The sequence below is a fragment of the Xanthomonas hortorum pv. pelargonii genome (assembly GCF_024499015.1).
Lineage (GTDB): Bacteria > Pseudomonadota > Gammaproteobacteria > Xanthomonadales > Xanthomonadaceae > Xanthomonas > Xanthomonas hortorum_B.
The window spans coordinates 4875604-4894447 of record NZ_CP098604.1 but is presented as its reverse complement, the minus strand read 5'-3'; the positions used below and the strand labels follow the sequence as shown (position 1 = coordinate 4894447).

The window sequence follows — 18844 nt, the reverse complement described above, 5'->3', positions numbered from 1 at the left end:
GTGCTCTCATGCTTGCAGCTCCTTGTGCAGTTCCTGCAGCGACCACACAGGGCCGGTGCCGCGGAATTCCAGCGAATGCACCAGCGCCTTGGCGCCGGCGACAGTGGTCGAATAGGTCACGCGATGCTGCAGCGCTTCACGCCGGATCGAGAACGAATCGGAGATGGCGGCGCGACCTTCGGTGGTGTTGACGATGTACACGATCTCGCCGTTCTTGATCGAATCGACGATATGCGGACGCCCTTCGGCGACCTTGTTGACAATTTCGCAGCTCAACCCGTTTTCCTGCAGCCAGGCGCCGGTGCCACGTGTGGCGACCAACGTATAGCCACGCTCCACCAGCGCCTGCGCCACCGGCAGCACGCGCTTCTTGTCCGGGTCGCGCACCGACACGAACGCTTTGCCCACCGGCGGCGCCTTAATGCCGCCGGCTTCCTGCGCGCGCGCGAACGCGGCGCTGAAGCTGCGGCCCACGCCCATCACCTCACCGGTGGAGCGCATCTCCGGCCCGAGGATCGGGTCCACGCCCTGGAACTTGGCGAACGGGAAGATCGCTTCTTTGACCGAGTAGTAGTCCGGCACGATTTCCTTGGTGGCGCCCTGCTCGGCCAGCGTCTTGCCGGCCATGCAGCGTGCGGCGATCTTGGCCAGCTGCATGCCGGTGGCCTTGGACACGAACGGCACGGTGCGCGAGGCACGCGGGTTCACTTCCAGCAAAAACACCACATCGTCGCCGGCCTCATCGACCTGCACCGCGAACTGCGTGTTCATCAGCCCGACCACGTTCAAGCCTTCGGCCAGCATGACGACCTGACGGCGCAGCTCGGCCTGGGTCTTGGGTGAGAGCGAATACGGCGGCAGCGAGCACGACGAATCGCCCGAATGCACGCCGGCTTCTTCGATGTGCTCCATCAAGCCGCCGATCAGCACGTTGCCGTCCTTGTCGGCAATGATGTCCACGTCCACCTCCACCGCGTTATCGAGGAAGCGGTCCAGCAGCACCGGCGAATCGTTGGAGACCTTGACCGCATCGCGCACGTAGCGCGCCAGATCGGATTCGCCGTAAACAATCTCCATCGCGCGACCGCCGAGCACATAGCTCGGGCGCACCACCAGCGGATAGCCGATTTCACGCGCCAGCACCAAGGCCTCTTCGGAGTTGCGCGCGATGCGGTTCGGCGGCTGCTTCAGGCCCAGCTTGTCGACCAACTGCTGGAAACGCTCGCGGTCTTCGGCCAGATCGATCGAATCGGGCGAGGTGCCAATCACCGGCACGCCATTGGCTTCCAGCGCACGCGCCAGCTTCAGCGGCGTCTGGCCGCCGTACTGCACGATCACGCCCTTGGGTTTTTCCAGCTCGACGATTTCCAGCACGTCTTCCAGCGTCAACGGCTCGAAGTACAGTCGGTCGGAGGTGTCGTAATCGGTAGAGACGGTTTCCGGGTTGCAGTTGACCATGATGGTCTCGTAACCGTCATCGCGCAGCGCCAGCGCCGCATGCACGCAGCAGTAGTCGAACTCGATGCCCTGGCCGATGCGGTTGGGGCCACCGCCCAGGATCATGATCTTGTCGCGATCGGTCGGCAGCGCTTCGCATTCGTCCTCGTAGGTCGAATACAGATAGGCGGTGCTGGTGGCGAATTCGGCCGCGCACGAATCCACGCGTTTGTAGACCGGGCGCACCTTGAGCGCGCGACGCAGCGTGCGCACCGATTCTTCATTGGTGCCGGTCAACTCGGCCAGACGCGCATCGGAGAAACCGGCGCGCTTGAGCGTGCGCAGACGCGCGGCATCCAGCGAGGCCATACCGTCGTCGGCGAGCTGCTGTTCGTGGCTGATCAGTTCTTCGATCTGATCCAGGAACCACGGATCGATAAACGACAGCGCGTAGATATCGGCCACGCTCATGCCGGCGCGGAACGCATCGGCCACATAGAACAAACGCTCCGGGCCCGGCGCCTTGAGCTCGCGCTTGAGCGCGGCGATGTCGTCTTCGCTGCTCAGATCCAGGCCGGTCGGGTCCAGCCCGATCTTGCCGGTTTCCAGGCCACGCAGCGCTTTCTGCAGCGATTCCTGGAAGGTGCGGCCCATCGCCATCACCTCGCCCACCGACTTCATCTGCGTGGTCAAACGCGCATCAGCCTGCGGGAATTTCTCGAAGGCAAAGCGCGGAATTTTGGTGACCACGTAGTCGATCGACGGCTCGAACGAGGCCGGGGTCAAACCGCCGGTGATCTCGTTCTTCAACTCGTCCAACGTGTAGCCCACCGCCAGCTTGGCGGCAACCTTGGCGATCGGGAAGCCGGTGGCCTTGGAGGCCAGCGCCGACGAACGCGACACACGCGGATTCATTTCGATCACCACCACCCGGCCGTTGGTCGGGCTGATGCCGAACTGCACGTTGGAGCCGCCGGTATCCACACCGATCTTGCGCAGCACCGCGATCGAGGCATCGCGCAGGCGCTGATATTCCTTGTCGGTGAGGGTCTGCGCAGGAGCGACGGTGATCGAGTCGCCGGTGTGCACGCCCATCGGATCGAGGTTTTCGATCGCGCAGACGATGATGCAGTTGTCCGCGGTATCGCGCACAACTTCCATCTCGAATTCCTTCCAGCCCAGCACCGATTCTTCCACCAGCACTTCGGTGGTCGGCGACAGCTCCAGACCACGGCCGACGATGTCGATCAGCTCTTCGCGGTTGTAGGCGATGCCGCCGCCGCTGCCGCCCAGGGTGAAGCTGGGGCGGATGATGGTCGGGTAGCCAACGCGGGTCTGGATATCAAGCGCTTCTTCCAGCGTGTGCGCCACTTCGGCCCGGGGGCAATCCAGGCCGATCTCGCCCATCGCCACGCGGAACAGCTCGCGGTCTTCGGCCATGCGGATGGCTTCGCGCTTGGCGCCGATCAGCTCGACGTTGTACTTCTCCAGCACGCCGTGGTCGGCCAGATCCAGCGCGCAGTTCAGCGCGGTCTGCCCGCCCATGGTCGGCAGCAGGGCGTCGGGCTTTTCCTTGGCGATGATCTTCTCGACCGTCTGCCAGTTGATCGGCTCGATGTACACCGCATCGGCCATGTCCGGGTCGGTCATGATCGTGGCCGGATTGCTGTTGACCAGCACCACGCGGTAGCCCTCGTCGCGCAGCGCCTTGCACGCCTGCGCGCCGGAGTAATCGAACTCGCAGGCCTGGCCGATGACGATCGGGCCGGCGCCGATGATCAGGATGGTTTTTAGGTCGGTGCGCTTTGGCATTGTCTTCTCTAAGTCTGGACAGCGTGACAAATATGGGGAGTGATCGGACGCTGTCGATCAGGAAACGTCATCGGCGGTCAGCACGATTCCGCACTGCGCCTTCAGGTCTTTCGCCATGCGTGCTTCGTGGTCGTCGGGCATCGGCGAGGCGGCATCCAGCGCGGCCATCAGACGGGCGCCGGAGGGGCTGCGCAGGAACGTGTCCAGCTCGGCACGTGCCTTCTGGTCCAGGCCTGCACCGGCCCTGTCGGCGATCGTCTGCGCGTTGGAACCGGCAAACGCGCTCGCCAGCGACTTGCCTGCGGAGGTATCCAGAAACCGCGCCCAATCTGCAACCACCTGCTCGCCGTCGTCGCCGAGACCGGTGATCATCGAGCTGCGAAAGCCTTGGTCGATCATGTCCTGGATCGGCTTGCGCGCGCAGACGCGCTGCGCATCATCCAGAGCGCTCAAGGATGGCGTGCTCTTGACCGTCAATTCGGCCATGTCGGTTCCAAGCCCGCCCATACCCAACCGGGTCAGCAGGGTCTTGACCGCGCCATCGCTGGCCGGCGCGGCATGCACTGCGCCCACCGTGCAGGACAGCGCCAGCAGCAGGCACACCCGCATCAAGACTTTGCCTCGGCCATCAACGCAGTAAACCGATCGAACAACGGCCCCACATCGCGCGGGCCCGGCGAAGCTTCCGGGTGACCCTGGAACGAGAACGCCGGTGCATCGGTCAGCGCGATGCCCTGGTTAGTGCCATCGAACAGCGACCGATGGGTCACCCGCACATTGGCCGGCAACGTGCTTTCGTCAACCGCGAAACCATGGTTCTGCGAGGTGATCATCACTCGCCCGCCATCCAGATCCTGCACCGGATGGTTGGCGCCATGGTGGCCGGTGGCCATCTTGACCGTGCTGGCACCGGCGGCCAGCGCCAGCAGCTGATGGCCCAGGCAGATGCCGAAGGTTGGCACCTTCTTGGCAATCAATTCCTGGATCGCGCTGATGGCGTAATCGCACGGCTCCGGATCGCCCGGGCCGTTGGACAGGAACACGCCGTCCGGATTCATCGCCAGCACCTCGGCCACCGGCGTGCGTGCCGGCACCACGGTGACGTCACAACCACGATCGGCCAGCATGCGCAGGATGTTGAGCTTGACGCCGTAGTCGTACGCGACAACTTTGTATTTCAGCTCGGCCCGCGCGAAGGTGTCGGAGTTCAGATCCAGCGAGCCCTCCTGCCAGTTGTAGCGGGTCTCGGTGGAAACCACCTTGGCCAGGTCCATGCCCTTCAGACCGGGGAAACTGCGCGCCGCTTCCAGCGCCTTTTCCACGTCGATCTCGCCGGCCATCAGCGCGCCGTTCTGGGCGCCCTTCTGCCGCAGCAGGCGGGTCAGCTTGCGCGTGTCGATGCCGGAAATGGCCACCACACCGCGGGCCTGCAGCCATTCCGGCAAAGCCACTTCGCTACGCCAGCTGCTGGGACGACGCGGCACATCGCGCACGATCAGGCCGGCGGCCCAGATCTTTGTGGCCTCGTCGTCCTGATCGGTGAAACCGGTGTTGCCGATATGCGGATAGGTCAGCGTGACCATCTGGCGGGCATAGGAGGGATCGGTCAGGACTTCCTGATAACCGGTCATGGCGGTGTTGAACACCACTTCGCCGACGGAAAGCCCGTTGGCGCCTACGGATTCGCCCTCGAACACGGTGCCGTCTTCGAGGACAAGGATTGCGGGTTGGGTCACGTGGGGTCTCGCTCTGGCTGCCTGGGACTCCGATGCGCTTCCGGCCAAATTCCGGTTGCAGCAAAGCGCGGACGCGGTGCTGAGGACCGGTCCGACGCTGGTTCGGGCAAGCGAGAATTGTAAAGGCAAGTGCCCCGGCATGCCAGCCTGAAGAGCACCCGATGCTGCAGTGACATCGCAACAGCGAAGTGAATGCGCTGCTGGAGCAGCTCGCCATTCATGCGCGGTTGCGTGCCGGGTTACAGCACCAGGTCGCGCACCCGATAGCTGCCGGCCGGCTTGCCGATCAGGCACTTGGCCGCATGCAGCGCACCACGCGCGAAGATGTCGCGGTTGCTGGCGCGGTGAATCAGTTCCACCCGCTCGCCCAGCCCGGTGAACTGCACCGTGTGCTCGCCGACGATATCGCCGGCACGCAGGCTGGCGAAGCGCGGCTGCGCGCCACTACCGGTGGCCGCTTCGCCCAGCGTCAGTGCGGTGCCGGATGGCGCGTCCTGCTTGTGCACGTGATGCGCCTCGACGATATCGCAATCCCAACCCGGCAGACTGCCGGCGGCACGCTCAACCAGCTCGGTGAGCACCGCGACACCCAGACTGAAGTTGGACGCCCACACCAACGGGATCTTGCCTGCGGCATCGAGCAACGCAGCACGCTGCGCATCGTCCAGCCCGGTGGTGCCGGACACCAGTGGTTTGCCGCGTTGCGCACACAAGGCCAGGATCGGCGCGAAGCCTGGCGGCAGGCTGAAGTCGATTGCCACATCGAAGGCCGGCGCACCGCCGAGTTCGCTGGCGGCAAAGTACGGTACGCCGTCCACCACGCGTTGCGACGGCGAACGCCCCACCACCGCACCGACGACGTGCAAGCCCTCGTCTTCGGCGGCCAGTCGCAGCAATGCCTTGCCCATCCGCCCGGAGGCGCCATGGATCAGAACTTTCACAGGAGACGTTGTCATGGCGGCAGGCTAGCTAGGCGATGTGGGTTGTACAGGATAGCCGGGATTGGGGGTTCGGGATTGGGGGTTCGAAAATCGCAAAAGCGCCGAGCAGTGCGGGCGTTGGCGCAATCGGTGCGCTTTGCAGTGACGTGCCGGCCTTCGTTATGCACCCTGCCTTGGCAATTCGGCCAGTGCTTCGCGCAACACCTCGCCCAGGATCTGGATACCGGCATCGATCTTCTCGCCCGGCACCGTCACGAACGACAGCCGCAAGGTATTGGTCTGCGGCAACGTGGCGTAGAACGGCGCACCAGGCACGAAAGCGACATTGCGCGCGATCGCACGCGCCAGCAATGCGGTGCCATCCAGTCCGGGAGGCAGGGTCACCCACAGGAACATGCCGCCTTCTGGGCGGTTCCACTGCACCTGTGACGGGAAATGGCGATCCAGCGCTTCCAGCATCAGGCTGCACTGGCGCGCGTACAGTGCGCGAATTTGCGGGATGTGCGTCTCGAGAAAATCGTCCTGCAGCGTCTGGTAGACCAGGCGCTGGGTGAAAGAAGGCGTGTGCAGATCGGCCGCCTGCTTGGCCTGAATCAGCTTGCCCAGCACCGCCTCCGGTGCGACCACATAGCCCAGTCGCAGCCCGGGCGCGAGCACCTTGGAGAACGAGCCCATATAGATCACGCCCTCCGGGTTGAGCGAGAGCAGGCTCGGCAACGGCTGGCCGCTGTAGTACAGCTCGCCGTATGGATCGTCTTCAACGATCGGCACGCCCGCTTCAGCTGCGCGTGCGACCAAGGCCTGACGCCGTGCCAAAGGCAAGCGGCGCCCGGTAGGATTCTGGAAATTCGGCAGGCAATACAGAAAACGCGCATCGGCCAGCATCGCCGGATCCAGCGCATCCACCACCACGCCGTCCTCGTCCGACGGCATGCCGACGAACGCCGGCTGAAACAACGAAAATGCCTGCAACGCACCCAGATAGCTCGGGGTTTCCACCAGCACCTTGCTGCCTTCGTCGATAAAGACCTTGCCGAGCAAATCCAGGCCCTGCTGCGAGCCAGTGGTGATCAGCACCTGGCTGGGGCGGATGCTGGCGCCGTCACGACTCAGGCGTGCGGCGACCCATTCGCGCAGCGGCGCATAACCTTCGGTAGGGCCGTATTGCAGCGCGGCCTGCGGCGCATCGCGCAGCACCTGATCGCTGGCCGCACGCATGCGCTCCACCGGAAAGGTGGCCGGCGACGGCAAGCCACCGGCGAAGGAAATCACCTCCGGCCGCTCGGTGATCTTGAGGATTTCGCGAATCGCCGAACTGGTTAGCGCCTGCGCACGTCGGGAGATCTGGAAGGAGGTCGTCATCGGTCAAGCATAGCGAAGGCCTGTGGCCGAGGCGCTGTGCAGTGCAGCGCGTTCAGTGACTACGTGGCGGCGTGGGCCCGCAGCTGTCGCAACCACCGCAGGCTGCGGCGCCCTGCGTCGCCGGCGGTGCCACGCGACGGCCCAGCGATTGCATCCATGCAGGTCGCCCATCGCGCAGCAGACCGATCGCCAGCGCGCCACGCATGCGCCGCAAGACGCTGGGGAACTGCTTCTTCATCACCACCCACAGGCTCAGCAGCACCGCGAATGCGATGACCACGTATTGCAGCGTGAGCGAGAGATCCATCTCAGCCTGCTCCGAGCAGCACGGCTACTTGGTAAGTCACCAGCGAGGCCAGATACGCCAGCGCGAACAGGTACACCGCGCTGATGGTCATCTGCTTCCACGAGTTGGTTTCGCGCTTGATGGTCGCCAGCGTGGAGATGCACATCGGCGCGTAGATGTACCAGACCAGCAGCGACAGTGCGGTGGCCAGCGACCAGCCATCGCTGATCAGCGGCGACAAGGCTTGCGCGGCAGCATCGTCATCTGCGGCCGACAGTGCGTAGACCGTGGCCAGCGATGCCACCGCCACTTCGCGCGCGGCCAGGCCCGGAATAAGCGCGATACAGATCTGCCAGTTGAAGCCCAGCGGCGCGAAGAAGGTCGACATTGCATGCCCGATGCGGCCGGCAAAGCTGTAGTCGATTGCTGGCAAGGTCGCATTGGCCGGCGCTGCCGGAAACGACAGCAGAAACCACAGCAGCACGGTCAGCGCCAGGATGATGCCGCCGACGCGCTTGAGAAAGATCACTGCACGTTCCCACAAGCCCAGCGCCAGATCGCGCAGCTGCGGAACGCGATAGGACGGCAACTCCAGCATCAATGGATGCTCGCTCTTGTCGCGGCGCCACTTCTTCATCGTCCACGACACCAGCAGCGCGCTGACGATGGCCGCGGCATACAGCGCGAACAGGATCAGCCCCTGCTGATTGAAAATGCCCCACACGGTTTTTTGCGGGATGAAGGCGCCGATCAGCAACGCGTAGACCGGCAAGCGCGCCGAACAGGTCATCAACGGCGCGACCATGATGGTGGCGAGCCGGTCGCGCGGGTCCTGGATGCTGCGCGTGGACATGATGCCCGGCACCGCACACGCAAAACTCGACAGCAAGGGAATGAACGAGCGCCCGGACAAGCCGGCCGCGGCCATCATGCGATCCAGCAAAAACGCCGCGCGCGGCAGATAGCCGGATTCTTCCAACGCCAGGATGAAGGCGAACAGGATCAGGATCTGCGGCAGGAACTTGATCACCCCGCCCAGGCCGGTGACGATGCCGTCCTTGAGCAGGCTGTTGAGCGGGCCCTCCGGCAGCGTGGTGCCCACCCACTCGCCCAGCATCGCGGTGCCGACATCGATCAGGTCCATCACTGGGGTGGCCCAGGCGTATACCGCCTGAAAGATCAGGAACATCACCACCGCCAGCGTCACCAGACCCCAGATCGGATGCAGTAACCAGCAGTCCAGTGCGTCGTCCACGCGCGAGGTGCGGGTGGGCATGGTCACCGATGCGCTCAGGATCTGCCGCACCTGCGCGTGATAGTTACCGCCGGCCGGCGGCGTCGCGGTCGGTGCGACCAGGTGCGCGGCCTGCGCATCGATGCGCTCCACCAGCGCCTTGGCACCGCCGCGGCGTACCGCCACCGTTTCCACCACCGGCACACCGAGCGCCTGTTCCAGCGCCGGCAGGTCGATGACGATGCCGCGGCGCTGCGCGGCATCGACCATGTTCAAGGCCACGATCATCGGCCGCCCCAACTCGCGCAGCTCCAGCGCAAAACGCAGATGCAGGCGCAGGTTGGTCGCGTCCATCACGCACACCAACACGTCTGGCGCCGGCTCGCCCGGATAGAAACCACGGCACAGATCGCGGGTGATCGCTTCGTCCAGGCTGGCCGGTTGCAGGCTGTAGGCGCCGGGCAGATCCAGTACCGCGAAGTCGCGTCCGGACGGCGCACGGAAATGTCCTTCCTTACGCTCGACGGTGACGCCGGTGTAATTGGCCACCTTCTGCCGGCTGCCGGTCAGCTGGTTGAACAGCGCGGTCTTGCCACTGTTGGGGTTGCCGACCAAAGCCAGGCGCAGCGGAACGCTTACCGCATTCATGCCTGTGCTCCTTCGATGCGCACCTGCACGCGCGCAGCCTCACTGCGCCGCAGGGCGAACCGCGTGTAACCGACCTGCACCAGCAACGGTTCGCGTCCAACCGGCCCGGTTGCCAGCACCGTCACTTCTTCGCCGGCGACAAAGCCCAGTTCGCGCAGGCGCCGGGCGATCGTGTCGTTGGGCTGACGATCCTCTACCGAATCCACAATGGCAGCGCGATGCAAAGGCATGTCGGACAACGTCACAAAGACGGCCTGATTGTTAGGAATGGTTCTCAATTCTAGCATCGACGCACCGCGTCATGGCTGGGGCCAGCTGTGCCGCTATCATGGTTCGCATCCCATTCATGGACGTCGATGCAATGCAGGACACCGGCTTGATCGTGGAGGACCAGGGAGCGGTCCGCACGCTGCGTCTGAACCGCCCGGCGGTGCACAACGCCTTCGACCCAACCTTGATCAACGCGCTCACCGAGGCGTTGCAGCAAGCCGGCCAGGCGGCGCAGATCCGGGTGGTCGTGATCACCGGTGCAGGCGGCGCCTTCTCAGCCGGCGCGGACCTGAACTGGATGCGCGGCATGGCCAGCGCCAGCGAGGCCGAGAATGCTGCCGATGCACTGGCGCTCGCACGTTTGATGCGCACGCTCGACGAATTGCCCAAGCCGACCATCGCACGCGTCAATGGCGCCGCGTTCGGCGGCGGCGTAGGCCTGGTGGCGTGCTGCGATATCGCGATCGGCTGCACCGAGGCGCGCTTCGGCTTGACCGAGAGCAAGCTCGGCCTGCTACCGGCGGTGATTTCGCCGTATGTGATTGCAGCGATCGGCGCGCGCCAGGCGCGGCGCTGGTTCGCCACTGCCGAAATTTTCGACGCCAGCACGGCGCAGTTGCTGGGCCTGTTGCATCAACTGGTTGCCGCCGATCAATTGGACATCGCGGTGGAGCGACAGGTCCGCTTGCTGCTGGCGGCCGCACCACTGGCGGCGGCCAGCGCCAAATCCCTGGTGCGTTCGGTGTTGCCGCCTGCCGACCGCAATGCCATCGATGCGGCCAATGCCGCGTGGATCGCGCGCCTGCGCGTCTCGCCCGAGGGGCAGGAAGGCTTGAGCGCCTTTCTCGACAAGCGCGCGCCAGCCTGGGTGCCGGAGGACATGGCATGAGCGCGTTCGTGCGCATTGTCGAAGTCGGCCCGCGCGATGGCTTGCAGAACGAAGCGCAGCCGATCGCGACCGCCGACAAGATCGCCTTGATCGATCGGCTTTCGGCCACCGGGCTACGCACCATCGAAGCGACCAGCTTCGTCAGCCCGCGCTGGGTGCCGCAACTGGCCGATGCGGCCGAGGTGTTCGCCGGCATCACCCAGGCGCCGGGGATTGCCTATCCGGTGCTGGTGCCGAACCTGCAGGGCTATGTGCGGGCACGCGCGGCCGGCGCGCAGGAAGTGGCGGTATTCACTGCGGCCTCCGAAGCCTTCAATCGCACCAACACCAATGCCGGCATCGACGAATCGATCGAGCGCTTTCGCCCGGTGCTGGAACAGGCCGCGCTCGACGGTGTGCGCGTGCGCGGTTACGTCTCCACCGTGCTGGGGTGCCCGTATCAGGGCGCCGTGCCGGTGGCCGACGTGGTAGATGTCGCGCAACGGCTGTACGCGCTGGGCTGCTATGAAATTTCGCTGGGCGACACCATCGGCGTCGGGACGCCGGTCAAGGCGCGCCAGATGCTGGCCGCAGTGGCCCAAGCCGTGCCGATGCAGGCATTGGCGGTGCACTTTCACGACACCTATGGCCAGGCGCTGGCCAATATCGCCGCCTGCCTGGAGCAAGGCGTGCGCGTGGTCGATGCGGCGGTGTCCGGCGCAGGCGGTTGCCCGTATGCCAAGGGCGCCAGCGGCAACGTGGCCAGCGAAGATGTGGTCTATCTGCTGCACGGATCAGGCATGCAAACCGGCATCGATCTGGCTGCCCTCGCCCGCACCGGCCGCTGGCTGGCGCAACTGCTCGGCCGCGAGACCGGCAGCAAGGTCGGCAAGGCGTTGGCGGCGGCTGGCTGAGGCGTTGACGCAACAGCTCGCCCACGGCCAACTCACATACCCTGCCGCCAAGGCGATCGCCTGGACGCTTCGGCTAGAATTGCCGACCGCTTCGCCCACCGATCGCCGCCAGCCTCCATCGGCATCCAATGTTTCCCGGGGAACCACCGCATGCAGCCATCTTCCGTTCTTGCCATCGTCAGCGGCGGCGTGTCCGGCCTGGGCCTGGCCGTGGCGCAGCGCATCGTTGCCGACGGCGGCAAGGTCGCCTTGTTCGACGTCAATGCCGACAAGGCCGATGCCGCGCTCGCACTGCTCGGCGCAGGCAACGCGCATTACTTCGCCACCGACGTCACCGACGAGGCGCAGGTTGCCGCGAATGTGGCGCAAGCCACCCAAGCGCTGGGCGGGCTCAACCTTGCGGTCAACTGCGCCGGCATTCTGGGGTCGGGCCGCGTGCTGGGCAAGGAAGCACCGATGCCGCTGGCGACCTTCCGCACCACCGTGCTGGTCAACCTGGTCGGCAGCTTCAATGTCGCCAAGGCGGCGGCCGATGTGATGCAGCACAACGCCGCCGGCGATGACGGCGAGCGCGGTGTGATCGTCAATACCGCGTCGGTCGCCGCTTACGAAGGTCAGATCGGCCAGGCTGCGTATGCCGCCAGCAAGGGCGGCGTGGTCGGCATGACCTTGCCGATGGCACGCGAACTGGCACGCTTCGGCATCCGCGTGATGACGATTGCCCCGGGCGTGTTCTGGACCCCGATGGTGGACGGCATGCCCGAGGCCGTGCAGCAATCGCTGGCCGCGTCGATCCCGTTCCCCTCACGCCTGGGCCAACCCGACGAATACGCCGATACCGTCGCCTTCATCCTGCGCAATCGCTATCTCAACGGTGAAGTGATTCGCCTGGACGGCGGCGTGCGGCTGGCGCCCAAGTAGCCGGGAATGGGGAATCGAGAATGGGGAATCGTAACGGCGCCCTACTCTCAGCACCCCGCACTCGGCGTTTCCGATTCCCCATTCCCAACTCCCGATTCCCATGAAAGCTAACGACATCAAGAAAGGCAACGTCGTCGAATACAACGGCGGCATTTACCAGATCCGCGACATCGAACGCAGCTCGCCGCAGGGCCGCGGCGGCAATGTGCGCTTCCGCTTCATCATGTATAGCGTGCCAGGTGGAGTGAAAACCGATGCCAGCTTCGATGCCGATGACAACCTGCCGGAAGTGGAGCTGCTGCGTCGTCTGTCCACGTTTTCGTACAAGGACGGCGAGGCGTTCGTGTTCATGGACGACGAGGACTTCACCCCGTACACGCTGGACGCGGATGTGATCGGCACCGATGCCGGCTACATCACCGACGGGCTGACCGGCATCTACGTGCAGGTGATCGACGACCAGCCGGTGGCCGTGCAGTTGCCGCAAACGGTGACGCTGGAAGTGATCGAAACCCCACCCGAGCTCAAGGGCGGCACCGCCACCAAGCGCCCCAAGCCGGCCAAGCTCGACACCGGCCTGGAAATCATGGTGCCCGAGTACATCACCAACGGCGAGCGCGTGCTGGTCAACACCACCACCGGCGAATTTGCAGGCCGCGCCGACTGATGCGCACGCTGGTCGTTGCCTTGATGCTGGGGTTGTTGACCGCCTGCACGGCGGAACCTGCCCCGGCGCCGGCATCTGCATCCAAGCCCGCGCCGGTGGCCTGCACCGATGCCAAGGTGGACGACGAATGGCTGCAACATCCTCCGAGCTTATGCAGCATGCCGGAGGATGTGCGCACGCTGGTGGAGGACTACGACACCTGCGAGCACTTCGCTGGCGAAGAGCCCTACGATGCCGACCGTCGACACGAGATCGAAGTGGCGATTGCGCAGTTCTGCACACCGGCACCGGCGCGGCTGGCCAAGCTACTAAGGCAGTACCGCAGCGATGCGCATGTCATCGAATGGCTGCGCAAGTATTCGGTGCAAGCGGATCTGAAACCAGCTGGCTGAGGTATGCCGGTGCAGCCCTTCTCCCATCGGGAGAAGGTGCCCCGCAGGGGCAGATGAGGGTGCGGGAGCCTCGTGCAGCTGGACCCACACGAGAGCTTCGCCCCGTACCCTCACCCCAACCCCTCTCCCGATGGGAGAGGGGCTTGTACTGCTCAGCTAACCCGGGAGTCCGGGGCGCTATTGCGCTTCCAGCGGCATGCCCATATCCGACTGCACCTTGTCGGCGGCCGCGTCGCCGCGCGCAAGCACGCGCAGTCGCGCGCGCAAGCGCTCCACATTCGCCTCGCCCTGCTCCAATCCAATGCGCACGTCGGCCGGCAATTGCTGCCGACCCAGCGCTTGTAGCTGCTTCCAACCGTCGATCAACACGCCACTCTCTTGCGCCACACGTGCAGTCAATTGTTGTTGCTCGTCTGCCTGCGGCACTCCGTAACCGGACGTTCCCAGCAGCGTGGCCGGGTGACTGAGTTGTGCCTGCCGTGCGAACAACGCCTGTAGCTGGCCTTGCACGGCATCACGCCCGGCAGCACCCGGTTGCAGCAGGCGCTTGAGCGCATCGCGCGCCAGCAATTCCTGTCGCCGCAATGCAGCTTGTTCGAGCAGCAAGGCTGCTGCCGTCTCGCGCAAACCGCCTTGGTCCACCCATTGCGCACGTGCATCCGGTCGCGCATCCAGCCATTGCTCCACGCTCGTCTGCGGCACCGGCATGCCGCGGCGGATCACCTCGAACATGCTCTGATAATGCGCGGCCGCCGATTCGAAGTAATAGCCTTGGCGAATCGCTTGCGCACGGTCGTCCAGCACCTGCATGTCGGCGATGCCGGCGCGTTGCAGGCGATGCCGCACACCGCGCGGGGTGATCGACGACAACCTGGCTGCGGCCAGGCGTGGCACGCCGTCGTGCAGCAGCTTGAAGGTCTCCACCGCACAGTTGTTGCCGATGAAGTAATAGCGCCCGTCGTAGCTCCAATGCACCTGCGCCACGCGCGCGAGCAGCGCGGCGATTTCCTCGGGCGTGAGCTTCAGCGGCACCGACGACAAAGCGCGCAGTTCGACCTTGGTGTATTCGTCGACCACCTGATTCAACGGCAGTACGAACAGCCGCGACGGATACGAACCAGTCAGCCCGCGCCAGCTGGAAATCTGCACATCGCCGACAAACGCGCGGAACGACAGCACACGGTGATATTGCAGATCCATGCGGCAATCCGGGCCAGGTGCGCGGCCTGGCGCACAGATCACCAGGCGTAGCATGCTGTGACCCCAGCGGCTCATCGGCTGCTCGTTGCCTTCAGCAAGCAGATAATCCACCGCATACACGCGCGACGGATTCAGTTTCAGCAGCGACATCGCACCGGCATCGCTATCGGCCTGCAGGTACGGCAACGTCGTGTCGCATGCGGCCACCGCGCGTGGCGCGCCAAGCTGCTCACCGAACCAGGCAGACAACGCCGGGCGCCGGCAGTGATAGTCGGCATCCAGCACGTAATGTTCGAGATTCACCGCAACAAATTCGGCAGGACTGCGCCGTTCGTACTCGTCCGGGCTGCGATCGCTAAATTGATTTTCGCCACGCCCGAGCCGCCATGGGCGCACCTGCCAGCCAGCCAGATCGCGCAGACGCGGATCGCGCGACAACCCGCCTTGCGGGCCACGATCGAGCACATGCGCCAGCTCGTGCACCACGGCGGCCATTGCCGCGCGCGTGGCCGGTGCGCCGATATCCGCCTGCGCCGTCGCCGATTGCGCGCTCCACGCCTGCAGCAATGCGCGATCGAGCAGAACGCGCTGACCGATCGCACGACCATGCACGTGCGCCGGTAGATCCGTGCGCCATTGCAGCTGGATCGGTGCAGTGATGCGCTGCGTCCACCCTGACGGCAGACGCTGCGCCACCTGTTCAACTAAGACATGCGTTGCTGTGATCTGCGCCGGTTTGAGGTCCAACGGAACAACTTCAACATGCAACTCGGCCTGCGCCGCCGGTGCGATCACGGCGGCCAACCACAGCCACCCGCACCAGCGGCGAAAACTCACTGGGCCAGGATGGACTGAGCCAGTTGCAGGTCGCTGGACAGCCGCGCCGCATCGTTGCGGCTACGCAGCTGCAGCAGCGCCGCTTCAAGACGCGCGCCACGGATGGCGCCATCGCTGGCGACGAAGCCGGCCGCGTCTTCGCGTGCATCGGCAACCACTTTGTCGTCGCCCGAACTGCTGCTGTCGGACGAACCGGCCGACGATGCACCCGCCGAGGTACCAGCCAGGCTGGTTGCGAAAGCTGCCAGCGGCAGCAGCGTCAAAGCGCAAAACACGAGAGAGCGCATCATCGGCGTATCGATTCCATGTGAAGGTGGTGAGAGACTAACCGGCGCGCGTGGTGCCGGGCAGCTCGTCCAGCTCGAACAGCTTGCCGGGATTCAGCAAAAGATGAGGATCGAGCACATGTTTGATGCCGCGCATCAAGGCGATTTCCGCCGCAGAGCGCGTGCTCCACAGGTACGCCTTCTTGACCAACCCAATCCCGTGTTCGGCAGAAATGCTGCCGCCAAAACGCTGCAAGGCCTGCGCCAGCAGCTTGGTGACGTGGTCGCAGGCAGCAACGAAATCGGCCTGCGTCATGTCATCCGGCTTGAGCACATTGATGTGCAGATTGCCGTCGCCGATATGGCCGAACCACACCACATCGAAATGCGGATACGCGTCATGCAACAACGCCTGCGTTTCGGCCATAAACGCCGGCATTGCCGAGATACGCACCGAGACGTCGTTTTTATAGGGCGTGTAGCGCGCCAATGCTTCGGTAATGCCTTCGCGCAAGCGCCACAGCTGCGCAGCCTGCGCATCGCTCTGGCTGATCACGCCGTCGCTGACCCAGCCCTGCTCCATGCAGGTTTCGAACGCGGCCATCGCGGCGGCTTCCTGCGCCTCGTCGCCGGCAGCGAATTCGGTGACCACGTAATAGGGGTGGACTTCCGCAAATGGCGCCTGTGCGCCATGCGCCAGCACGTGTTCCAGCGCGCGGTCGGTGAAGAATTCGAACGCTTCCAGACGCAACTGCGCGCGGAACGCGGCAAACACCTGCATCAATACATCGAAGGACGGCAGCGCCAGCAGCATCACGTTGCTCGGCGGCGGCGGGTCGGTCAGCCGCAGCGTCGCTTCGACCACAATGCCGAGCGTGCCTTCGGAGCCGATCATCAGATGGCGGAAGTCGTAGCCGCTGGAATTTTTCACCAGCGCATTGTTGAGCTCGAGCACTTCGCCGGCACCGGTGACCACCTTCAAGCCGGCCACCCATTCTCGCGTATTGCCGTAGCGAATCACCCGGATGCCGCCGGCATTGGTGGCGATATTGCCGCCGATCGAACACGAACCGCGCGCAGCGAAATCCACTGGATAGACCAAGCCATGTTCGCGTGCGGCGTTGTGCACCGCTTCCAGCGGCATGCCGGCCTGCACGGTGAGCGTGCGGTCCACCGCGTTGAACTCCAGCGGCTTGTTCAAGCGCTCCAGGCTCAGCACCAGTTCGCCGTTGGCCGCCACCGCGCCGCCGGACAACCCGGTGCGCCCGCCCGACGGCACCACCGCCACACCTTGCGCATTTGCCCAGCGCACCACGGCCTGCACTTCGTCCACTGAACCGGGCAAGGCGATCGCAAGCGGGTTGGGCGTCCAGCGCCGCGTCCAGTCGCGGCCGTAATGCTCCAGGTCGGCTGGCTCAGTCTTCAAACGCAACGCGGGCACGGCCTGTTGCAACGAAAGGATGCGGGGATCGGTCATGGCACGCGGCGCTGCGGTAGGAGCCGCACAGCCTGCCAGTGTGCGCCAGCCTCGTCCAGCTGCACGGCGTGGCGTCAACGCGGCGTTGGATTCAGCTGAAACCGTTGCACCGCAAGGACTTTGCCTGCGCAAACACTGCGTTGCGGCCGCCAAATCCGGCACCCCATCTGGCATAGTTGCCGACCCGATTGCTGCAGTACGCCCCCCTCATGTCGCCGAAGAGAACCTCGTTTCCCAAGCAGGACATCCGCGTCCTGTTGCTGGAAGGCATCAGCCAGACCGCCGTGGATGTGCTGCGCGCCGCCGGTTATTCGCAGATCGAACTGCATGCCAAGTCGTTGCCGGAAGACGAACTCAAGGCGCGCATCGCCGAGGCGCACATCGTCGGCATCCGCTCGCGCACGCAACTGAGTGCCGAGGTGCTGGCGCATGCCAAGCGTTTGATCGCCATTGGCTGCTTCTGCATCGGCACCAACCAGGTCGACCTGGACGCGGCCGAGCTCGCCGGCATCCCGGTCTTCAACGCGCCCTACTCCAATACCCGCAGCGTGGCCGAACTGGTCATCGCCGAGGCAATCCTGCTGTTGCGCGGCATTCCGCAGAAGAACGCCGAATGCCATCGCGGCGGCTGGTCCAAGTCGGCCGCCGGCAGCCACGAAACGCGCGGCAAGGTGCTGGGCATCGTCGGTTACGGGCACATCGGCACCCAGGTCGGCGTGCTGGCCGAATCCTTGGGCATGCAGGTGATCTTCCACGACATCGAAACTAAACTGTCGCTGGGTAACGCGCGTGCGGCGATCGATCTGAACGACCTGCTGGCGCGCTCGGACGTGGTGACCTTGCACGTGCCCGAAACACCGTCCACCAAGGACATGATCGGCGCTGCAGAAATTGCCCGCATGAAGCATGGCGCGCATCTGATCAACGCCTCGCGCGGCACCGTTATCGACATCGACGCGCTGGATGAGGCGCTGACCTCCGGCCAGATCGGCGGCGCGGCGGTGGACGTGTTCCCGATCGAGCCCAAGGGCAACGGCGATGCGTTCGAATCCCCGTTGATTGCGCACGACAACGTGATCCTGACCCCGCACGTGGGCGGCAGCACGCTGGAAGCGCAGGACAATATCGGTGTCGAAGTGGCCGCCAAACTGGTGCGCTACAGCGACAACGGCAGCACCTTGTCGGCGGTGAATTTCCCTGAAGTCACCCTGCCCGAGCACCCCGACAGCCTGCGCTTGCTGCACATCCACCGCAACGTGCCGGGTGTGCTGTCCAAGATCAACGAACTGTTCTCGCGCCATAACGTCAACATCGACGGCCAGTTCCTGCGCACCGACGCCAAGGTGGGCTACGTGGTGATCGATGTCAGCGCCAGCGAGGCGCAGGCCACTGCGTTGAAAGAAGGATTGGCATTGATCGAAGGGACGTTGCGGACGCGGATTTTGTATTGAGTTGGTCCCTTCTCCCATCGGGAGAAGGGCGTGCAGAGCCGGATGAGGGGCGCCGCGAGCGCCTTCAGAGGTCGGCCATGGCGAACGCGTCGCTACGCGCCAGCAAGGGGTGAATCATCGACCTG

17 protein-coding genes are annotated in these 18844 nt (G+C 64.8%); 6 read left to right on the top strand and 11 right to left on the bottom strand.

Going from position 1 to position 18844, the window contains the following annotated elements; translation table 11 throughout:
* Nucleotides 1–6: 6 nt before the first annotated feature.
* The 8 genes from carB to NDY25_RS20920 all read right to left on the bottom strand — a co-directional run bounded on the left by carB (nucleotide 7) and on the right by NDY25_RS20920 (nucleotide 9701).
* Nucleotides 7–3249, bottom strand: a complete 3243-nt coding sequence (gene carB / locus NDY25_RS20955) for a carbamoyl-phosphate synthase large subunit (protein ID WP_168959699.1) — start codon at nucleotides 3247–3249, stop codon at nucleotides 7–9.
* A 57-nt stretch (nucleotides 3250–3306) separates the two neighbouring features.
* Nucleotides 3307–3858 (bottom strand): hypothetical protein, encoded by a 552-nt coding sequence (locus tag NDY25_RS20950; RefSeq protein ID WP_168959700.1) that lies wholly within the window; start codon nucleotides 3856–3858, stop codon nucleotides 3307–3309.
* Entirely contained in the window at nucleotides 3858–4985 is a 1128-nt protein-coding gene (gene carA, locus NDY25_RS20945) for a glutamine-hydrolyzing carbamoyl-phosphate synthase small subunit (protein WP_168959701.1), read from the bottom strand. Before carA ends, NDY25_RS20950 begins: the two co-directional genes overlap by 1 nt.
* A 239-nt stretch (nucleotides 4986–5224) precedes the next feature.
* Entirely contained in the window at nucleotides 5225–5941 is a 717-nt protein-coding gene (gene dapB / locus NDY25_RS20940) for a 4-hydroxy-tetrahydrodipicolinate reductase (RefSeq protein WP_168959702.1), read from the bottom strand.
* Nucleotides 5942–6085: 144 nt separating this feature from the next.
* Complete coding sequence (locus tag NDY25_RS20935; protein WP_168959703.1) at nucleotides 6086–7288, bottom strand: aminotransferase-like domain-containing protein; 1203 nt, start codon at nucleotides 7286–7288, stop codon at nucleotides 6086–6088.
* Nucleotides 7289–7340: 52 nt separating this feature from the next.
* Nucleotides 7341–7595, bottom strand: a complete 255-nt coding sequence (locus NDY25_RS20930; protein ID WP_168959704.1) for a DUF6587 family protein — start codon at nucleotides 7593–7595, stop codon at nucleotides 7341–7343.
* 1 nt (nucleotide 7596) lies between these two features.
* Nucleotides 7597–9456 (bottom strand): ferrous iron transporter B, encoded by a 1860-nt coding sequence (feoB, locus tag NDY25_RS20925; protein ID WP_168959705.1) that lies wholly within the window; start codon nucleotides 9454–9456, stop codon nucleotides 7597–7599.
* On the bottom strand, nucleotides 9453–9701 hold the full coding sequence (locus tag NDY25_RS20920; protein ID WP_128417256.1) for a FeoA family protein: 249 nt from the start codon (nucleotides 9699–9701) through the stop codon (nucleotides 9453–9455). The genes feoB and NDY25_RS20920 overlap by 4 nt, the downstream gene beginning before the upstream one ends.
* Before the next feature lie 116 nt (nucleotides 9702–9817).
* Here NDY25_RS20920 and NDY25_RS20915 point away from each other — a divergent pair, with 116 nt between their 5' ends.
* The 5 genes from NDY25_RS20915 to NDY25_RS20895 all read left to right on the top strand — a co-directional run bounded on the left by NDY25_RS20915 (nucleotide 9818) and on the right by NDY25_RS20895 (nucleotide 13488).
* Nucleotides 9818–10615 (top strand): enoyl-CoA hydratase-related protein, encoded by a 798-nt coding sequence (locus tag NDY25_RS20915; protein WP_168959730.1) that lies wholly within the window; start codon nucleotides 9818–9820, stop codon nucleotides 10613–10615.
* On the top strand, nucleotides 10612–11508 hold the full coding sequence (locus NDY25_RS20910) for a hydroxymethylglutaryl-CoA lyase (protein ID WP_168959706.1): 897 nt from the start codon (nucleotides 10612–10614) through the stop codon (nucleotides 11506–11508). Before NDY25_RS20915 ends, NDY25_RS20910 begins: the two co-directional genes overlap by 4 nt.
* A gap of 150 nt (nucleotides 11509–11658) precedes the next feature.
* Nucleotides 11659–12429, top strand: coding sequence for an SDR family oxidoreductase (locus NDY25_RS20905; protein ID WP_168959707.1), 771 nt, complete (start codon nucleotides 11659–11661; stop codon nucleotides 12427–12429).
* 100 nt (nucleotides 12430–12529) lie between these two features.
* Nucleotides 12530–13096, top strand: a complete 567-nt coding sequence (gene yeiP, locus NDY25_RS20900; protein ID WP_055823478.1) for an elongation factor P-like protein YeiP — start codon at nucleotides 12530–12532, stop codon at nucleotides 13094–13096.
* Entirely contained in the window at nucleotides 13096–13488 is a 393-nt protein-coding gene (locus NDY25_RS20895; protein WP_168959708.1) for a hypothetical protein, read from the top strand. The genes yeiP and NDY25_RS20895 overlap by 1 nt, the downstream gene beginning before the upstream one ends.
* 177 nt (nucleotides 13489–13665) lie before the next feature.
* Here the strand turns inward: NDY25_RS20895 and NDY25_RS20890 are convergent, their stop codons facing one another.
* The 3 genes from NDY25_RS20890 to NDY25_RS20880 are packed head-to-tail and all read right to left on the bottom strand — an operon-like array spanning nucleotide 13666 to nucleotide 17268.
* The gene (locus tag NDY25_RS20890; RefSeq protein ID WP_168959709.1) at nucleotides 13666–15525 is read right to left on the bottom strand and encodes a DUF7844 domain-containing protein; all 1860 of its coding nucleotides are present in this window, start codon (nucleotides 15523–15525) and stop codon (nucleotides 13666–13668) included.
* Entirely contained in the window at nucleotides 15522–15815 is a 294-nt protein-coding gene (locus NDY25_RS20885) for a DUF2388 domain-containing protein (protein ID WP_006451514.1), read from the bottom strand. The genes NDY25_RS20890 and NDY25_RS20885 overlap by 4 nt, the downstream gene beginning before the upstream one ends.
* Before the next feature lie 34 nt (nucleotides 15816–15849).
* On the bottom strand, nucleotides 15850–17268 hold the full coding sequence (locus NDY25_RS20880) for an FAD-binding oxidoreductase (RefSeq protein ID WP_168959710.1): 1419 nt from the start codon (nucleotides 17266–17268) through the stop codon (nucleotides 15850–15852).
* 209 nt (nucleotides 17269–17477) lie between these two features.
* Between NDY25_RS20880 and serA the strand changes: the two genes are divergently transcribed.
* Nucleotides 17478–18719 (top strand): phosphoglycerate dehydrogenase, encoded by a 1242-nt coding sequence (gene serA, locus NDY25_RS20875; protein ID WP_168959711.1) that lies wholly within the window; start codon nucleotides 17478–17480, stop codon nucleotides 18717–18719.
* Nucleotides 18720–18844 lie beyond the last annotated feature (125 nt).